Annotated in this window: 15 protein-coding genes; 9 read left to right on the top strand and 6 right to left on the bottom strand. The window is 74.4% G+C overall.

Annotated features, from left to right (window positions below):
* Positions 1-1,047 (top strand): AEC family transporter, encoded by a 1,047-nt coding sequence (locus ACO229_RS19570; protein ID WP_397433272.1) that lies wholly within the window; start codon positions 1-3, stop codon positions 1,045-1,047.
* A 91-nt stretch (positions 1,048-1,138) separates the two neighbouring features.
* Here ACO229_RS19570 and ACO229_RS19575 read toward each other — a convergent pair whose 3' ends face one another.
* The 4 genes from ACO229_RS19575 to ACO229_RS19590 form a co-directional block, all read right to left on the bottom strand.
* Positions 1,139-2,575, bottom strand: coding sequence for a Gfo/Idh/MocA family oxidoreductase (locus tag ACO229_RS19575; RefSeq protein WP_423462524.1), 1,437 nt, complete (start codon positions 2,573-2,575; stop codon positions 1,139-1,141).
* A 128-nt stretch (positions 2,576-2,703) separates the two neighbouring features.
* Positions 2,704-3,744 carry a 3-oxoacyl-[acyl-carrier-protein] synthase III C-terminal domain-containing protein gene (locus ACO229_RS19580; protein WP_397433270.1) on the bottom strand — a complete coding sequence of 347 codons (1,041 nt, stop codon included), beginning with the start codon at positions 3,742-3,744 and terminating at the stop codon, positions 2,704-2,706.
* A 4-nt stretch (positions 3,745-3,748) separates the two neighbouring features.
* On the bottom strand, positions 3,749-4,363 hold the full coding sequence (locus ACO229_RS19585) for a SprT-like domain-containing protein (RefSeq protein WP_423462525.1): 615 nt from the start codon (positions 4,361-4,363) through the stop codon (positions 3,749-3,751).
* Positions 4,364-4,484: 121 nt separating this feature from the next.
* Positions 4,485-6,809 carry an LLM class flavin-dependent oxidoreductase gene (locus tag ACO229_RS19590; protein WP_423462526.1) on the bottom strand — a complete coding sequence of 775 codons (2,325 nt, stop codon included), beginning with the start codon at positions 6,807-6,809 and terminating at the stop codon, positions 4,485-4,487.
* 118 nt (positions 6,810-6,927) lie between these two features.
* Between ACO229_RS19590 and ACO229_RS19595 the strand changes: the two genes are divergently transcribed.
* On the top strand, positions 6,928-7,434 hold the full coding sequence (locus ACO229_RS19595) for a MarR family winged helix-turn-helix transcriptional regulator (RefSeq protein WP_397412933.1): 507 nt from the start codon (positions 6,928-6,930) through the stop codon (positions 7,432-7,434).
* Between the two features lie 4 nt (positions 7,435-7,438).
* Here ACO229_RS19595 and ACO229_RS19600 read toward each other — a convergent pair whose 3' ends face one another.
* Complete coding sequence (locus ACO229_RS19600; RefSeq protein ID WP_397433267.1) at positions 7,439-8,137, bottom strand: FadR/GntR family transcriptional regulator; 699 nt, start codon at positions 8,135-8,137, stop codon at positions 7,439-7,441.
* A gap of 71 nt (positions 8,138-8,208) precedes the next feature.
* On the opposite strand from ACO229_RS19600, the gene ACO229_RS19605 reads away from it, so the two are divergent.
* From ACO229_RS19605 to ACO229_RS19615, 3 genes are read left to right on the top strand one after another with little or no spacing between them, the layout of a single operon-like run.
* Positions 8,209-8,994, top strand: a complete 786-nt coding sequence (locus tag ACO229_RS19605; protein WP_423462527.1) for a (Fe-S)-binding protein — start codon at positions 8,209-8,211, stop codon at positions 8,992-8,994.
* Positions 8,991-10,505: a LutB/LldF family L-lactate oxidation iron-sulfur protein gene (locus tag ACO229_RS19610; RefSeq protein WP_397433264.1), complete on the top strand. Its 1,515-nt coding sequence runs from the start codon at positions 8,991-8,993 to the stop codon at positions 10,503-10,505. Before ACO229_RS19605 ends, ACO229_RS19610 begins: the two co-directional genes overlap by 4 nt.
* On the top strand, positions 10,502-11,266 hold the full coding sequence (locus ACO229_RS19615) for a lactate utilization protein C (protein ID WP_397433262.1): 765 nt from the start codon (positions 10,502-10,504) through the stop codon (positions 11,264-11,266). The genes ACO229_RS19610 and ACO229_RS19615 overlap by 4 nt, the downstream gene beginning before the upstream one ends.
* Before the next feature lie 4 nt (positions 11,267-11,270).
* Here the strand turns inward: ACO229_RS19615 and ACO229_RS19620 are convergent, their stop codons facing one another.
* Positions 11,271-11,684 carry a DUF2000 family protein gene (locus ACO229_RS19620; RefSeq protein ID WP_423462528.1) on the bottom strand — a complete coding sequence of 138 codons (414 nt, stop codon included), beginning with the start codon at positions 11,682-11,684 and terminating at the stop codon, positions 11,271-11,273.
* A 50-nt stretch (positions 11,685-11,734) separates the two neighbouring features.
* Between ACO229_RS19620 and ACO229_RS19625 the strand changes: the two genes are divergently transcribed.
* The 4 genes from ACO229_RS19625 (at position 11,735) to ACO229_RS19640 (ending at position 15,952) form a co-directional block, all read left to right on the top strand.
* Entirely contained in the window at positions 11,735-12,532 is a 798-nt protein-coding gene (locus ACO229_RS19625) for an AraC family transcriptional regulator (protein WP_397433259.1), read from the top strand.
* A gap of 299 nt (positions 12,533-12,831) precedes the next feature.
* A complete protein-coding gene (locus ACO229_RS19630; RefSeq protein ID WP_397412926.1) occupies positions 12,832-13,488 on the top strand; it encodes a uridine kinase family protein in 657 nt (218 codons plus the stop codon).
* A gap of 70 nt (positions 13,489-13,558) precedes the next feature.
* Positions 13,559-14,764: a glycosyltransferase gene (locus tag ACO229_RS19635; RefSeq protein WP_423462529.1), complete on the top strand. Its 1,206-nt coding sequence runs from the start codon at positions 13,559-13,561 to the stop codon at positions 14,762-14,764.
* A gap of 51 nt (positions 14,765-14,815) precedes the next feature.
* Positions 14,816-15,952, top strand: coding sequence for a LacI family DNA-binding transcriptional regulator (locus ACO229_RS19640; protein WP_423462530.1), 1,137 nt, complete (start codon positions 14,816-14,818; stop codon positions 15,950-15,952).
* Positions 15,953-16,179: the final 227 nt, after the last annotated feature.

Here is a 16,179-nt window from a genome sequence, read left to right on the forward strand (position 1 = left end):
GTGCTGTCCGTCCTGACTGCCATCGTCTCCATGGCCTGCGTGGTCGCGCTCGGCTGGGTGATCCAGCGGACCGGCCTGCTGGCCGGGCGCGGCCTGCCACGAGGGCCTGCGCGTGACACGCCGGGCGACGGCGGGGCGGGCGCCCGGCAGACGCTGGCCACGCTGTCGTTCACCATCTGCGCGCCGGCGCTGATGTTCAGCACCCTTGCCTCGACGGACCTCGCGCACGTGCTGTCCCGCGGCGCCGTGGTCACGTGGGTCACGACCGCCGTGCTCGGCCTGGTCACGGCCGCCGTGGCGCGGTGGCTCCTGCGCCTGCCGGCGGGCCCCGCCGCCGTGACCACGCTGGCCGCCGTCTACGTCAACGGCGGCAACATCGGCATCCCGCTCGCCGTGTACCTCTTCGACGACGCGCTGGCCGTGGTGCCCACCCTGCTCTTCCAGCTCCTGGTGCTCGCGCCGCTGGCCCTCTCGGTGCTCGACCGGGCGGGCGCCTCGGCAGGGTCGGCAGGATCGACGGGCGGGCGGGGGCTGCGCTCCGTGGGGCAGGTGTTCCTCGCGGCGTTCCGCAACCCCATCACGCTGGGCACGCTGGCGGGCCTGCTCGTGGCGCTGGTCAGCGAGGTGACCGGCGCGCGCCTGCCCGAGGTCGTGCTCATCCCCTTCGACCTGATCGGCGCCGCCGCCCCGCCGCTGGGCCTGCTGGCGTTCGGCATGACCCTCGCGGTGCCCATGCCGCCCGCGGACGCCGACCTCGGTGCGGCCACCGCCCGCGGCGGGCACGTGGTGGGCTGGGTGATCGCGCTGGCGGTGCTGGTCCGCAACGTGCTGCACCCCCTCGCGGCCTGGGCCCTCGGCACGGCGGCCGGCCTGGACGCACCGGCTCTCGCTCTGGTGGTGACCATGGCAGCCCTGCCCACGGCGGTGAACGTCACGACGTACGCGACCCGCTACGGCGTGTTCGACGGCGTGGCCGCCCGCGCCACGGTCTGGACCACGGCCGCCTGCGTCCCGGTGCTCGTGGCCGCGGGCGCCCTGCTCACCTGACCCACCCCGAAGCCTGCCGAGGCGGAACGGCAGCGAGATGGAACGCGTCTGCGGTTCTGTCTCGCTGCCGTCCTCCCTCGGCGGGCGGGGGTCAGATGCCCAGGTCGAGGTCCTCGATACGGACCGGGTCGCCCGTCTCCAGCGAACGGTTGCCGGCGTACCCGACCGACGACGCGCGAACGCCGTCGACGTAGCCGGCCGCGCGGGCCAGCGGGTCCGGGGTGGCCGACGGGCGGAACACGTCGGCCAGCAGCAGCGCATCGCCACCGCCGTGCCCGCCGCCGCCGCGCACGATCGGCCGTTCCTCGGCGCGCTCCCAGTGCCGCTGCACCACGAGCCGCTCACCGGTGGGCCGCACCGGGTCCTGCGCGAACACGGCGGTGGCGCTCGGGTCCAGGATGGCCGCGCCGTTGTCGCCGAACTCGACCGAGCCCCGCTCCGTGACCTCCAGCTCCGCGCGGCCGCGCGTGCCGTTGACCACCACGCGGTAACCCTCCCAGGGCGAGTGCGCGGTGAGGGAGTAGGTGAGCAGCGCGCCGCCCTCGTACTCGACCACCAGGCCGAGCGTGTCCTCGGTGGTGATGCCCGCGTCGAAGACCGATCGGTTGCGCACGTACCCGTCGACGGCCTGGGCCTCGGGCCCGTACAGCGTGGACAACCAGGGGTTCTGCTCCACCGAGAGGTGCCACGGGTCGACGCCGCGCTCGTTCAGCGCACGTTCGGCGGCGGTGGGCTCGTAGTCGGTGCCGTGCGCGGCGTCGTCGCCGTAGAAGCGACGCCCGCCCGTGGCGAAGACGCGTCGCGGTACACCGTCGATCCACCAGTTGACCAGGTCGAAGTGGTGGCTGGACTTGTGCACCAGGAGCCCGCCGTTGTTCACCTTCTCGCGGTGCCAGCGGCGGAAGTAGTCGGCACCGTGCACGGTGTCCAGGGCCCAGTCGAAGTGGACCGACAGCACCCGGCCGATCTCACCGCTCGCGATCACCTCGCGCAGCGCGCTGTTGCGGGGCGAGTAGCGGTAGTTGAACGTCGTGACCAGGCCGCGGCCGGTCTCGGCCACGGCGTCGACGATCTGCCGGGCCTGGTCCGGGTGCGCCGCGATGGGCTTCTCGACCACGACGTCGGTGCCGGCCCGCAGCGCGCGGGTGACCAGGTCGGCGTGCGTGCGGTCGACCGAGGTGACGATCACCCGCTCCACGGACTGCTCCGCGATCGCCTTCTCGAGGTCGTCCGGGTGGTAGACCGGGCGGGTGCCGCCCAGCGCGGCCGCGACCCGCGCCTCGTAGGCGGCGGCCCGCACGGGGTTGGGCTCCACCCAGGCGACGATCTCGCCGTCGGGCGCGTGCGTGCCGATCATGGCGTCGATGTACATCGAGGCGCGGTGCCCGGTCCCGACCACCGCGTAGCGGCGCCGCCCGGCGGGCAGCGGGCCCGACGGCGGCAGGGGCTCGGTGGTGGGGCCGGTGATCGGCTCCGTGGTCGGCGCGGCGGTCGACCGGCTGGTCGGCTCGCTGGTGGGCTCGGGCATCGGTGGTGAGCTCCTTCGGTCGTCGTCGACGTCGCGGGACACGATACCGGCGGCGGGAAAGCGCTGTCCACGGTGTCCGGGGCCCGTCCGGACGGTGGCCGGACGGGCCCTGCCCCCTGGGGGACCGCTCAGCGCTCGGGCGTCAGCACCACCTGGCCGGCCCACGCGAACCCACCGCCGAACCCGAACAGCAGCGCCGGGACGCCCGCCGGGATCTGACCGGCGTGCCACCACTTCGACAGACCGAGCGGGATGGACGCCGCCGAGGTGTTGCCCGACTCGGTGATGTCCGTGACCACCACCTTGCCGTCCAGCCCGAGCGCCTTGGCCAGCGGCTCGATGATCCGCAGGTTGGCCTGGTGGGCCACCAGCACCTCGATGTCGTCGAGGCTCAGTCCCGACCGGGCCACCACCTCGCGCGCGCGGTCGGCCGCGCGGGTGATGGCCCACTTGAAGACGGCACGACCGTCCTGCTGGAACTTCACGTCCGGCACCTCGATCCGCACCGCGGGCGTCAGCTCCGGCTCGGTACCCCACGCGACCGGCCCGACAGCGGGGACGTCGGTGGCCTGGAGCACCGCCGCACCCGCGCCGTCGGCCGTGAGGATGCACGTCGAGCGGTCGGTCCAGTCGGTGTAGGCGGTGAGCTTCTCGGCCCCCACCACCACCGCCGTCCGGGCCGAGCCGGCACGGATGGCCTGGTCGGCCAGGCCCACGCCGTGCGCGAACCCGGAGCAGGCGACATTGATGTCCAGGACCGCCGGCCCGACCACGTGGCGCAGGTCCGGCGCCTCCTCGCCCTCGGGTGTGGAGGCGCCGGGCTGCACGCCGGTGCGCAGGGCGTACGCGACGCGGCCGGCCGTGTTGGGCGACCGGTCCTCCGCGGTGGTGGTCGCGACGATCACCAGGTCCACCGCGTCGGCAGGGACGCCCGCGTCGGCGAGCGCGTGCTCGGCGGCGGCCGTCGCCATGTCGGCGACCGTGACGTCGTCGGCGGCCACGTGCCGCGTGACGATGCCGGTCCGGGACCGGATCCACTCGTCGTTGGTCTCGACCAGCCGGGCGATGTCCTCGTTGGTGAGCGTCTTCGGCGGCTGGTGGTGACCCAGGCCGATGATGCGGGAGCCGGCGGCGCCGGAGGGGAGTGTCAGTGCGGGCGACGTAGCCATGGGGTCAACGTAGCGCGCCGAGGTCCAAGGGTTCGACGGTCAGTCCCGGAACCCGTGCACGCGCGGCCCGTGCGATCCGCTCCTCGGCCCCCGGCCCGGGCGCCGGGACCTCGCCCACCTCGCGGAACGCCCCGTGGAGCTGCGCGTCGTACCGCTCGCCCATCGCCGCGTTGCGACCCTTGTACGTCCACGCGATGAGGTGCGCCAGGTCGAACCGGGGCCCGCAGGCGCGGCAGGACATGATCCCCTGCGGCCTCCGGAACCGGGTGATCCGGTGCCCGGCCGGGCAGGCACCGACCCAGGGCCCGTCGATCGACGGCGCCGCCGGGTCCACGCACCGCCGGCCCGAGCAGCCGATGCGCACCGCCACCTCACGCCACGCCGGACCGTGCTTCGCCGTCGAGCCCGCGAGCGCGTGGGCCACCTCGTGCAGGATCGTGTCCCGCACCTCCGGCTCGTCGTGGATGCGCGTGAGCGGCGCGGACAGGCTGATGCGGCGCTTGGTGTAGTTGCACATCCCGGCGCGCCGGACGGCGTCGTCGAACTCGAACGTCCAGGTCTTCAGGCCGTGCTGGTCCATCAGCTCGCGCGCCAGGCGCGAGGCGGCGACAAGGTTCATGGGTCCCCCTGCAGAGATCGTCAGTAGGTCGGTACGCCCGGCCGTGCCGTACCTGCCGTGCCGGACGCATCGAACCTACGGGCTGCCACCCACACCCGGGCGGAGTTATCCACAGCCGGGGTCAGGCACCGTCCCCGGCCGGTCCCGACGCAGCACCCGGGTCGGCCGGATCTGCCGGCGGGATCGGGAAGTTCGTCCGGAACACGTTGGAGGGATCGTAGGCCGCCTTCACGGTACGCAGCCGCGAGAACGTCGGCTCGGGGAACGCCTCCAGCAGCCGCTCGGGCCGGCTGTCGGTGTCGAACGACAGGTACGAACCGTCCATCACGGGGCCGATCTCGGCGTCCCAGGCCCCGTTGAGCCGGTCCTGGTTCGTGGCGAGCGCCGAGAGCGCGAAGTTCTGGTGCCGGTGCGCGTACGCCGTGGCGTCGGGCGCCACGTCGTTCCCCGCGCCACCCGTCGCCCGGATCGACGTGAAGTACGACTCGCCCGTGCCCAGCAGCCGTTCGACGGCCCGGCTGGTGCCCTGGTCCAGGTGGGTCAGCAGACCGGACCGGGCCGAGGGGTCGCCCCCGCCCGAGTGGTGGGCGTCCTCGCGCCGCACCACGCCCGAGTAGGGCAGGAGCTGCGCCTGGTGGCCGAGCAGCGGGCCGGAGTCCGCGAGCAGCTCGAGCTGGGCGATGGCCTCCTCCGGGTCTGCGTCCGCCCCCTCGGCCGCGAACACGGTCAGGAGCTGCGCCATCGGCGGCTGGCCGCGCCGCGCCGGGGCCAGGATCATGAACGACGTGAGCCCGCGCGGGGCCGCCTCGACGGTGGCCCCCCACTTCTCCAGGAGCCCCGCGGTGTCGGTCGCGTCGAGCGTCATCTGCGAGAAGACGACGTCGCCCACGGCGCCCGCCTCGACCTCCAGCCAGGTCACCACGCCCATGTTCCCGCCCGCGCCGCGCAGCGCCCAGAACAGGTCCGGGTGCTCGTCGCGCGAGGCGTGCAGCACCCGGCCGTCGGCCGTGACCACCTCGGCGGCCACCACGTGGTCGATCGTCAGGCCCTGGAGCCGGCCGAGGAACCCGATGCCGCCCGTGGTGCCGAGGCCGCCCACGCCCACACCGCCGTAGTCGCCCGAGGTGATCGCCCAGCCGCGCGGCGCGAGGACGGCCGCGACCTCGCCCCAGGTGGCGCCCGCGCCGATCCGCACGCGGCGGGTGGCCTCGTCGACCACCTCGACCGAGCGCATACCGCGCATGCTGAGCACCACGCCGCCGTCGTTCGTGGACCGGCCGGAGATGCCGTGCCCGGCGGACCGGACCGCGAACTCGACGCCCTGCTTCTGCACCCAGGCCAGGCCCGAGGCGACCTCGTCCACGCCCTGCGGCCGCAGGACCAGGCCCGGCGCGCCGGAACGCAGGTAGTTGTGCCGCACCGAGCCGTACTCGCGGTCACCGGGCTCGACGGCGCGCGCGGCCAGCTCGGGCGGCAGGGAGTCGTAGTCGATCCCGGGCCGGCGCGCGGCCAGCGCCGCGCTGCCCCGCCGGGCCGTGGCGGGCACGGTGCCGGCGCGCTTCCGCTCGGCCGCCACCGCCTCGCGGACGGCGGGCGCGACCTCCAGGGCGAAGGCCCGGATCTGGTCGGGGTCGTCGGCCGTGGCGATGAACCCGCTCACGCCGTCCTCCAGGGCCAGGCGCGTCAGCTCCTCGACCCACTGGTCGGCCGGGCCCTGCAGCTGCCCGGTCGACCGGGCGGTGATGGACCCGCCCAGGTTGAGCAGCCGGCGGACGGCGCTCGGCGAGCGCCCGGCCTCGACCGCGGCCTCGTCGATCACCGCGTTGCCGCGGGCCAGGTCGCCGTCCTTGAAGTAGGGCAGCGAGGGCAGCCAGCCGTCGGCCTGGGCACCGGTGATGCGGAGCATGCGCTTCTTGTACGCACCGAGCCAGATCGGGATGTCGTGCGCCGGGGCCGGGCCGCGCTTGGCGCCGTCGACCCGGTGGATCTCGCCGTGGACGCGCAGCGGGGTGCGCTCACCGGCGTCCCAGACGCCCCGGATGATCTCCAGGGCCTCCTCCAGCGCGGTCACGCTCTCGGCCGGTGTGCGGCGCTCCGCACCCATCGCCACGGCGGCGTCGTTGAATCCGCCCGCGCCGATGCCCAGGTCGAAGCGGCCGCCGCTGAGCAGGTCGAGGGAGGCGGCCGACCGTGCCACGTGGGCCGGCAGGCGCAGGCCCATGTTCAGCACGTTGGCCGACACGTGGATGCGCTCGGTCTGCGCGGCCACCCACGACATCAGGGTCCAGGTGTCCAGGAAGCCCGGCTGGTAGGGGTGGTCCTGGAACGTGACCAGGTCCAGGCCCAGCTCCTCGGAGAGCCGGGCGAGCTGCACCGGGACCTGGGGGTCGCTGTTCGTGGGGGTGATGAAGGTACCGAAGAGCAGGTCGTGCCCGTAGTCGGTCATGCGCGCGGTGTCCCTCGTCCTCGTTCTCCGCTGCCGCATCCGCGGCAGATCGTCTGTGCTGCAGACGATATTACTCACAACTCTTCTGGATCACCGCACATTCCCGTAGGATGTGGCCATGAGCACGACGGCAGGCACCACGACGACCGGCGCGCACTCCCTGTTCGGTTGGTCGCTCGCGTCGCTCCTGCGCGAGTGGAGCGCCCGGGTCGACGCCGCGGCGGACGACCTGCCACAGGGCACGCGCGGCTACCAGCTGCTCACGGCGGTGGTGCACGCAGACCTGCCGAGCCAGGCCGCCCTGGCCGCCTCCCTCGGCATCGACCGCACCGTCATGACCTACCTGCTGGACGCCTTCGAGAGCTGTGGCCTCGTCGAACGGCAGCGCGACCCGGCCGACCGGCGCGCGCGCCGCATCGTGGCCACGGAGCGCGGCCAGGAGGTGCTGGCCGCGATGGACGCCCGCGTCGCCGCCGCGGAGGACGAGCTGCTCGCGGGCCTGGAACCCGGGCAGCGCACCCTGCTCCGCGAGCTCCTGGAGCGGGCCGCGCTGGGCAACGGCCCGGACGCGGACCCGTGCCGCACCGTGGTCCAGGCGACCCGGCCGCCCTCGGACGCCGGATGACGCGTCAGCGCTCCCCCAGGCCCGCCTCGCGGTAGAAGCCCTCGATGTGCTCGCGGGCCAGGCGCGCGGCCTCCTCGCCGTCGTGCCGCGCGACGGCGTCCACGATCCCCTCGTGCTCCGCGCACAGCCGGGCCGCCGTCCGCGGCCAGTCCGGCACCGCCTCGGCGCCCGCGGTCACGTAGGAGGCGACGGCGGCCCGCATCCCGCTCAGGAACGCCTCGACGAGCTGGTTGCCGCCGAGCCGGGCGAGCCCGAGATGCAGGTCCTGGTCGCGCTCCAGGAACTCCGCGACGCCGATCCCGGGGCGCGCCATGGCCGCGAGGTGCTCGCGCAGCGGCGCCAGGGCGGCCGCGTCCGGTGCCCGCCGGGCCGCGTCGCGCACCGCGCCGGTCTCCAGCAGCACGCGGGTGGCCACCACGTCGGACACAGGGAGGGTGCCGGACGCCACGTGCAGGCGCACCGCCGCCCCCAGGCCCGCGGCCGGCCGGTCGATCACCGTGGCGCCCGCCGCGGGACCCGAGCCGACGGCGGTGCGCACGATGCCCATCGCCTCCAGGATCCGGATGGCCTCGCGCACCGACGGGCGGGACACACCCAGCTCCTCCGCGAGCGCCCGCTCGGCCGGGAGCCGGTCCCCGAGGGACCAGGTGCCCGCGGCGAGGCCTTCCTCGATCCGGGCCAGGACGCGCTCGTGGGTTCTCACCGGTGCATGGTACGTGGTGTGGTCTGTCCACAGTGGGCTATGGTGTGGTCAGACCTCGAAGGAGAGTGCCCATGCGCATCGCCCTGGCCGCCACCTGCATCGCCGACGCGATGTTCCCGCAGGCTCCGCAGGCCGTCGTCACGCTGCTGGAGCGACTGGGCCACGAGGTGGTGTTCCCCGACCAGCAGGCGTGCTGCGGCCAGATGCACGTGAACACCGGCTACCTCGCCGACGCCGTACCCGTGGTGCGCAACCACGTGCGCACCTTCGCCCCCGTGGCCGATGGCGAGTGGGACGCCGTCGTCGTGCCGTCCGGCTCGTGCACGGGCTCGATCCGGCACCAGCAGAAGATGGTCCTGGAGCGCGCCGGGCTACCGACCGAGGCGCGCGCCGCGACGGCCGTCGCCGAGCGCACCTACGAGCTCTCCGAGCTGCTGGTCGACGTGCTCGGCGTGACCGACGTCGGCGCCTGGTTCCCGCACCGCGTGACCTACCACCCGACCTGCCACTCGCTGCGGATGCTCGGTGTGGGCGACAAGCCCGAGCGGCTGCTGCGGGCCGTCGAGGGCCTGGAGCTCGTCCCGCTGGAGCAGGCGGAGGGCTGCTGCGGGTTCGGCGGCACGTTCTCGCTGAAGAACGCCGACACGTCGGCGGCGATGCTCGACGACAAGGTGGCGAACGTGGTCGGCACGGGCGCCGAGGTGCTCACCGCGGGCGACTGGTCGTGCCTCATGCACATCGGCGGTGGCCTCTCGCGCGGCGGTACCGGAGTGCGGCCCATGCACCTGGCGGAGATCCTGGCCTCGACGCGGGAGGCGCCCGTGGTGCCCGGCGACCGTCAGGAGGTGGCCCGATGAGCACGTTCCTCGGCATGCCCTCCGCGCGCACCGGCGGGCAGCGCCCGGACGCCGCACCGGGCACGCTGGACGGCGTCGGCAGGCCGGAGGACCCGCTGCACTGGGGCGCCTCCTTCCCCGAGGCCGCACGGGCCGCGCTGGCCAACGACCAGCTCCGCCGGAACCTGGGCAACGCCACCTCCACGATCCGGTCCAAGCGGGCGCGCGTCGTCGGGGAGGTGCCGGACTGGGAGGCGCTGCGCGACGCCGGCTCCGCGCTCAAGACCGATGTCATGGCCCGGCTGCCCGATCTGCTGGAAGAGCTCGAACGGAACGTGACCGCGCGCGGCGGCGTCGTGCACTGGGCACGGGACGCCGCCGAGGCGAACCGGATCGTCGCCGGGATCGTCCGGGAGAAGCAGACCGACGAGGTCGTCAAGGTCAAGTCCATGGCCACCCAGGAGATCGGCCTGAACGAGGCGCTGGCCGAGGAGGGCGTCGCCGCGGTCGAGACGGACCTGGCGGAGCTCATCGTGCAGCTCGCGGACGACATGCCGTCGCACATCCTGGTGCCCGCCATCCACCGCAACCGCACCGAGATCCGCGACATCTTCCTCGAACGGATGGGCGACGCCCCGCCGGACCTGACGGACGTGCCGCGCGAGCTCGCGATGGCGGCCCGGGCGCACCTGCGGCGCAAGTTCCTCTCGGCCAAGGTCGCGATCAGCGGGGCCAACTTCGCCGTCGCGGACACCGGGACGCTCGCCGTGGTCGAGTCCGAGGGCAACGGCCGCATGTGCCTCACGCTGCCCGAGACCCTCATCACCGTGATGGGTATCGAGAAGCTGGTGCCGACCTATCGCGACCTGGAGGTGTTCCTGCAGCTCCTGCCGCGCTCGTCGACGGGCGAGCGGATGAACCCGTACACCTCCCTGTGGACAGGCGTGACTCCGGGCGACGGGCCGCAGGAGTTCCACCTGGTGCTGCTCGACAACGGCCGTACCGACGTGCTCGCGGACGAGGCCGGGCGCTCGGCGCTGCACTGCATCCGCTGCTCGGCATGCCTCAACGTCTGCCCCGTGTACGAACGGGTGGGCGGGCACGCCTACGGGTCGGTCTACCCCGGCCCGATCGGCGCGATCCTCACGCCGCAGCTCACCGGAGAGAAGTCCGACCTGCCCTACGCCTCCACGCTGTGCGGCGCCTGCTACGAGGTGTGCCCCGTCAAGATCGACATCCCGTCGATCCTGGTGGAGCTGCGGGCGCGCGAGGTCGAGCTCGCCGGCGCCTCGCCCGAGGTGCCGGACCGCGTCTGGAAGGCCGCCATGAAGGCCGCGTCCTTCGCGATGGCCGACGGCGGCCGGTTCCGCCGGGCGGCCCGCCTGCCCCGGGTGCTGCGTGCGATCTCGCGGCACGGCGTGATCCGGCGGCTGCCGTTCCCGGGCTCGCTGTGGACCCGGTCCCGGGACCTGCCGGAGCCACCGCGGCAGACGTTCCACGACTGGTGGGCAGAGCGGGAGGACCGACGATGAGCGACGCGCGGACGGAGATCCTGTCCCGGATCAGGACGGCGCTGGGGGCGGACGCGGAGCGAGAGGCTCGCGCCGTGCCCCGGGCGTACCGGGCCGCCGGCGAGCACGCGCCCGGGTCCGCACCGGTGCTGGACCAGCTGGTCGACCGGCTCGTGGACTACAAGGCGCACGTGCACCGGGTGACGGCGGCGGAGCTGCCGGGCCTGCTGGCGGAGCTGCTGGCGCCGGGTGGGCTGACGGCCGATCCCGGGCGGTCGGCAGAACGTCAGGTGGTCGGCAGCTCGAGCGACCGATCATCTGACGTTCTGCCGACCGGCCGGGGGGCCGCCGAGGCCGGGGCCCGGGCGCGGAGCAGCGTCGTCGTGCCGCCCGGGATCGAGCCGGGGTGGCTGGCCGGGCTCGGGGACATCGTCGTGCGGACCGACTCGCGGGAGGCGCCGCTCTCCGCCGTCGAGCTGGACGGGATCGACGCCGTGGTCACGGCCGCGCGCGTGGCGGTCGCCGAGACCGGCACGATCGTGCTGGACGGCGGGCCCGACCAGGGCCGGCGCGCGATCTCCCTGGTCCCCGACGTCCACGTGTGCGTGGTGCGGACCGACCAGGTGGTGCAGACCGTGCCGGAGGCCGTGCGGCTGCTCGGCACCGATCCCGGTCGGCCGCTGACCTGGATCAGCGGGCCGAGCGCCACCAGCGACATCGAGCTCGACCGGGTGGAGGGCGTGCACGGCCCCCGGACGCTGCACGTGGCGCTCGTGTCCTGAGGTCTCAGGGGTGCAGCCGCGCCCCCTTGACCACCTTGTCGACGACGCGCCGCTCACCGGTCACCACCACCCCGACCAGGTCGAGCTTCTCGGTGGCGACGCCCGCGACGGCGGCCCGGTTGTCGACGTCGTTCCCCGTGGCGAACAGGTCCGCCGTGTAGATGCCGATGCGCAGGCCGCGGGTGGCGGCGCGCTCGCGGACGGTGGCGAGCCGGTCGCCGTCGGCCACCATGACCATGACCGGGGTGCCGAGCATCGCGAGGCACTCCTGGCCGTCCGCGTCCCGGTAGGTGTCGCCCACGAGCTCCGGGTAGGCCGCGGTCACGGCGCTGGACAGGAACGCGGTGACGTTGTTCTCCTGCCAGCCGAGCAGGTCGTCACGGAGCACGATCACGATCTTGGCTTGTTCGAAGGTCATGTTCTCCAGCGTGCGGGCGGGGCGCGGCGCGAATCTTGTACGTTCTTGACATGGCCTCGGACGTGGTGCGCGCGTGGCGGCCCGGGGTGCCCGGGGTCGCCGAGGTGCTGCACGCCGCATGGCACGAGCACGCCTACCCGGCCCACACGCACGACACCTGGACCGTGCTGGTCGTCGACCGCGGACTGATCGGCTACGGCCTGGGCGGCCAGGAGCACGCCGCGGAGCACACCGGGGTGACGGTGCTGCCGCCCGGCGTCGTGCACGACGGGCGGTCCGTGACCGCGGCCGGATTCCGCAAGCGGGTGCTCTACCTCGAACCCGCGGTGCTCGACCCCGGGCTGACCGGACGCGCCGTCGACGCACCCCTGGTCCCCGACGACACGCTCCGCGCGCGGTTCGCGGGCCTGGACCGGGCGCTCACCGTCCGCGAGGACGTCGCCGCCGAGGGCCTGCTGGCCCTGGTCACCGAAGGCCTGGCCTGGCACCTGTCCGGCCGCCCGACGCCGCCGCGCGAACCGCCCGCGGCATCGACGGCCCGCCGGGCCCGCGACCTGCTCGACGCCGACCCCACGCGTCCCGTGCGGCTGGCCGACGTCGCCGCCGAGCTCGACGTCACCGTGCCCCACCTGGTGCGCGCGTTCACCCGCGAGCTCGGCGTGCCACCCCACCGGTACCTCGTGGGCCGCCGCCTCGACCTGGCCCGGCGCCGGCTGCTGGCGGGCGAGTCCGCGGCGGACGTCGCGGTCGCCACCGGATTCCACGACCAGGCCCACCTGACCCGCCACTTCCGCCGGCTGCTGCGTACCACCCCGGGGCGGTACCAGCGGGGTGCGGCCGGAGGGTGACGGGGCGCACGGCGGACCGCCGAACGGGGCGGGCGGGGCGGGCGGGCCGGGGGCGGGCACGGCCGTGGCGGGCGCGGGCACGGCCGTGGCCGGGCGCGGGACTGACGTGGCCGGGCGCGGGACAGACGGCGAGCGGGCGCGGGACGGACGGCGAGCGGGCGCCGGCCGGCACGGCCACACAGAAGTGGCGTTCTACCCAGCGATTGCGCCCAGAACCGGCCGTGGTCTTGGGCACAATCGCTGGGTAGAAGGTGACATCCACACCGCGAGCCCACGAGGGTGCGGGAGAATGGCCTCTCGTGACCGACCCAGCGCCCGAGCCCACCCTCTTCGACCTGCCCCCGGGTGCCCGCCGTCCCCGCGCGCGGGTGGTGCTCCTGACGGGACCGTCCGGGTCGGGCAAGACGTCGCTCACCCGCCGCCTGGGACTGCCCGTGGTGCAGCTCGACGACTTCTACCTGGACATCGACCACCCGGGCCTGCCGCAGCGGTACGGCAGCGTGGACTGGGACGACCCCGCGACCTGGGACGCCAAGGGTGCCCTCGCCGCGCTGCAGGAGCTGACCACCGAGGGCCGCGCCGACGTGCCGGTGTACGACATCCCGACGTCGCGCCGGACCGGCATCCGGCGCCTCGACATCGGGGACGCGCCGATCATCCTGGCCGAGGGCGTCTTCGCCGCCCAGCTCGTCGACGTCTGCCGCGCCGAGGGCCTGCTCGCCGACGCGATCTGCCTGTCGCGCCCCCGCCTGATCACCTTCTGGTTCCGGTTCCTGCGCGACGTCGCCGAGGCGCGCAAGCCGATCGGCACCCTGCTGCGCCGCGGGACGACGCTGCTGCGCGCCGAACCGGAGATGATCCGGCGCTGGGTGGCACTGGGCTGTCGCGAGATCTCACCCGCCCAGGCCGAACGCGACATCCGAAACCTTCTTGTGCAGAAGTCCTCGGATACGTAATCCTCGTGTAACCGAACTGCCATGTCTCGCACATCCGCGGGGCTCACCCTGGGCGCAGGAGGTGGTGTCTGTGATCCAGCGCAACGGTTTGCGTGTGCTCTCGCTCTACGAGGGCTTCTTCAGCGGCGGGGCTCGTGTCCTGCACTCGACGGTGGTCGCCGGTCTGCACCAGGGCGGCCGTCAGCAGCATTCCGTGCTGAGCCTGCACCACGAGGTCCGGCGCGAGGCCACCCTCCAGCGGATGGAGGACGACCCGCGCTACCGCGCCCTGCGCGCCGCGGGCGTCCGGATCGGTTCGCTGGGCCGGAGCACCGACGCCGGCCACGACCCGCGGGTCTTCACCGAGACCGAGCTGGGGGCGGCCGCCCGCGAGGTGGGCGGTGCGCACGTGGTGCTGTCCCTCAAGGAGCAGCCGCTGCGGCTCGTCAACCAGGACGCGTTCCCCGACCGTCCGGTCATCGCGTGCCTGCACCGGTCCGACCCCGAGCACCAGGGGGACGCCCTCGGCGACCTGCTGACGGCGGCGGACCGCGGCCGGCTCGCCGCCGTGGTCTGCTGCGCGGAGTCCACCCGGGACGCGTACCGGGAGGCGGGCGTGCCTGCCGACCTGCTGCGCGTGGTGCCCAACGGCATCAACCTGGCCCGGTTCCGGCCGGTCCAGGGCGCCCGCCGGCTTGCCCTGCGGGGCGCCGCCGGGGTGCCCGCCGACGCCACCGTGGTGGTCTACGCGGCGCGATACGACGAGATGAAGAACCCCGAGCTCTTCCTCCGGTCGGCCCGCGCGTTCCTCGCGCTGGAACCGCGCGGCCACGTGCTCATGTGCGGTGCGGGCATGACCGCGGCCAACCCCGACCTCCGGGACGACCTCGACCGCATCTTCGGCGACCGGCCGGACCTGCTGGAGCGCCTGGACCTGCTCGGCGTGCGGCACGACATGGAGCTGGTCTACGCGACGGCCGACGTCGTCGCGCTCACCTCGGCGTTCGGTGAGGCCGCACCGCTGTGCCTGATCGAGGGCTCGATGTGCGGCGCGGTGCCCGTCACCACGCCGGTGGGCGACGCCCCGTCGATCGTGGAGCGGATTGGGTTCGTGACCTCGTACGAACCCGCGGAGATCGCCGCGACCTGGATCGAGGCGGCCGCGCGGCGCGAGGAGCTGGAGTCCGCGCGCACCGCCGTGCGACCCCGGTTCAGCCACGTGCGGATGATCGCGGGCTACTCGAGCGTCATCGAGCGCACCCACCGCGACGCGGGCTTACGCGTGGCACGGGTCTGAGTCGGGACTTCTCACGACCCACGGGGGCGTCGGACACGGCAGGATGACCTCATGTCCGACGCCCTCGTCACCCTGAGCCAGGTCGCCCGCGAGGCCGGCGTGTCCCTGGCCACGGCGTCGCGCGCGATCAACGGCAGCGCGACCCGCAGCGTCCGCGAGGACCTGCGCGAGCGCGTCCTGGAGACCGCGCGCCGCCTCGGCTACTCGCCCGACCCGAGCGCGCAGGCCATGGCCCGCGGCCGTACGACGGCGCTCGGCCTGGTGGTGCACGACATCGCCGACCCGTACTTCTCGACCATCGCCGCGGGGGTCGCCCGGGCGGCGGAGCGCGCCGGGCTCATCGTCACGCTCGCGTCCACGGAGCACAGCGCCGAGCGGGAGCTCGCGTTCGTCGAGCTCGCGCGGCGCCAGCGGTCCCGCGCGATCATCCTCGCGGGCGGGCGGCTGGAACCGGACGGCGGGCAGACGCCGGTCGACGACGTCCGCCCGGCCTCAGGTGCGCTGGAGGCCGCGCTGAACGCGTTCCAGGAGGCCGGCGGCGGGGTGGCGCTGATCGGCCAGCCGATCGGCGGCCTGCCGGTGGTCGAGATCGCGAACGCCGACGGCGCGGCCGACCTCGCCCGCGCGCTGCACGGGCTCGGCTACCGCCGGTTCGCGGTGCTGGCCGGTCCCCGGGGACATCGCACGGCAGCGGACCGCACGACCGGTTTCACCGGCGCCCTCGCGCAGCTCGGCAGCCCCGTCGCGCCCGACGACGTCCTGGCCTGCTCGTTCACCCGCGACGGCGGGTACTCCGCGATGCGTGACCTGATCGGGCGGGCCGACGGCAGTGCGCCGTCGGCGGCCGACGCCGACCCGCAGTCCGGCCGTGCGGCACCGGGCACGGTCCGGCTGCCGGAGCTCGTCTTCGCCGTCAACGACGTCATGGCGGTGGGCGCGATGGCCGCCGCCCGCGACGCGGGCCTGAGCGTGCCCGACGACGTCGCCGTGGCGGGTTTCGACGACATCCACACCCTGCGTGACGTCTCCCCCGGACTGACGACCGTGCGGATCCCGCTCGCCGAGGTGGGTGAGCTGGCGACCGACCTCGCGCTGGGCCAGACGGGCGACGCAGGCACGCCGGTGCGCGGCGAGGTGGTGCTGCGCGAGTCGACGCCGAACCGCCTCGGCAGGGACAGGCGCCGCTGAAGCTGCCGTCGGCGGTGGGCGCCGGGGGCGGCGGTGTGGGTGACGTCGGCGGTGTGCGCTGGGGTCGGAGGTGTCGGCCGTGTGCGCCGAGGTCGGCAGTGTGAAAGACGTCGGCGGTGTGCGCTGGGGTCGGAGGTGTGAGTGACGTGGGCAGCGTCCGCCGAGGCCGGCGGTGTGAGTGACGTCGGCGGTGTGCGCTGGGGTCGGAGGTGTGAGTGACGTGGGCA

This window comes from Promicromonospora sp. MS192, from assembly GCF_049532985.1.
GTDB lineage: Bacteria > Actinomycetota > Actinomycetes > Actinomycetales > Cellulomonadaceae > Promicromonospora.

Bases quoted from the DNA above. Each gene is read 5' to 3' on its own strand.
- ACO229_RS19575 (WP_423462524.1), bottom strand. From the start codon at position 2,575: ATGCCCGAGCCCACCAGCGAGCCGACCAGCCGGTCGACCGCCGCGCCG.
- ACO229_RS19580 (WP_397433270.1), bottom strand. From the start codon at position 3,744: ATGGCTACGTCGCCCGCACTGACACTCCCCTCCGGCGCCGCCGGCTCC.
- ACO229_RS19585 (WP_423462525.1), bottom strand. From the start codon at position 4,363: ATGAACCTTGTCGCCGCCTCGCGCCTGGCGCGCGAGCTGATGGACCAG.
- ACO229_RS19590 (WP_423462526.1), bottom strand. From the start codon at position 6,809: ATGACCGACTACGGGCACGACCTGCTCTTCGGTACCTTCATCACCCCC.
- ACO229_RS19595 (WP_397412933.1), top strand. From the start codon at position 6,928: ATGAGCACGACGGCAGGCACCACGACGACCGGCGCGCACTCCCTGTTC.
- ACO229_RS19605 (WP_423462527.1), top strand. From the start codon at position 8,209: ATGCGCATCGCCCTGGCCGCCACCTGCATCGCCGACGCGATGTTCCCG.
- ACO229_RS19610 (WP_397433264.1), top strand. From the start codon at position 8,991: ATGAGCACGTTCCTCGGCATGCCCTCCGCGCGCACCGGCGGGCAGCGC.
- ACO229_RS19615 (WP_397433262.1), top strand. From the start codon at position 10,502: ATGAGCGACGCGCGGACGGAGATCCTGTCCCGGATCAGGACGGCGCTG.
- ACO229_RS19620 (WP_423462528.1), bottom strand. From the start codon at position 11,684: ATGACCTTCGAACAAGCCAAGATCGTGATCGTGCTCCGTGACGACCTG.
- ACO229_RS19625 (WP_397433259.1), top strand. From the start codon at position 11,735: ATGGCCTCGGACGTGGTGCGCGCGTGGCGGCCCGGGGTGCCCGGGGTC.
- ACO229_RS19640 (WP_423462530.1), top strand. From the start codon at position 14,816: ATGTCCGACGCCCTCGTCACCCTGAGCCAGGTCGCCCGCGAGGCCGGC.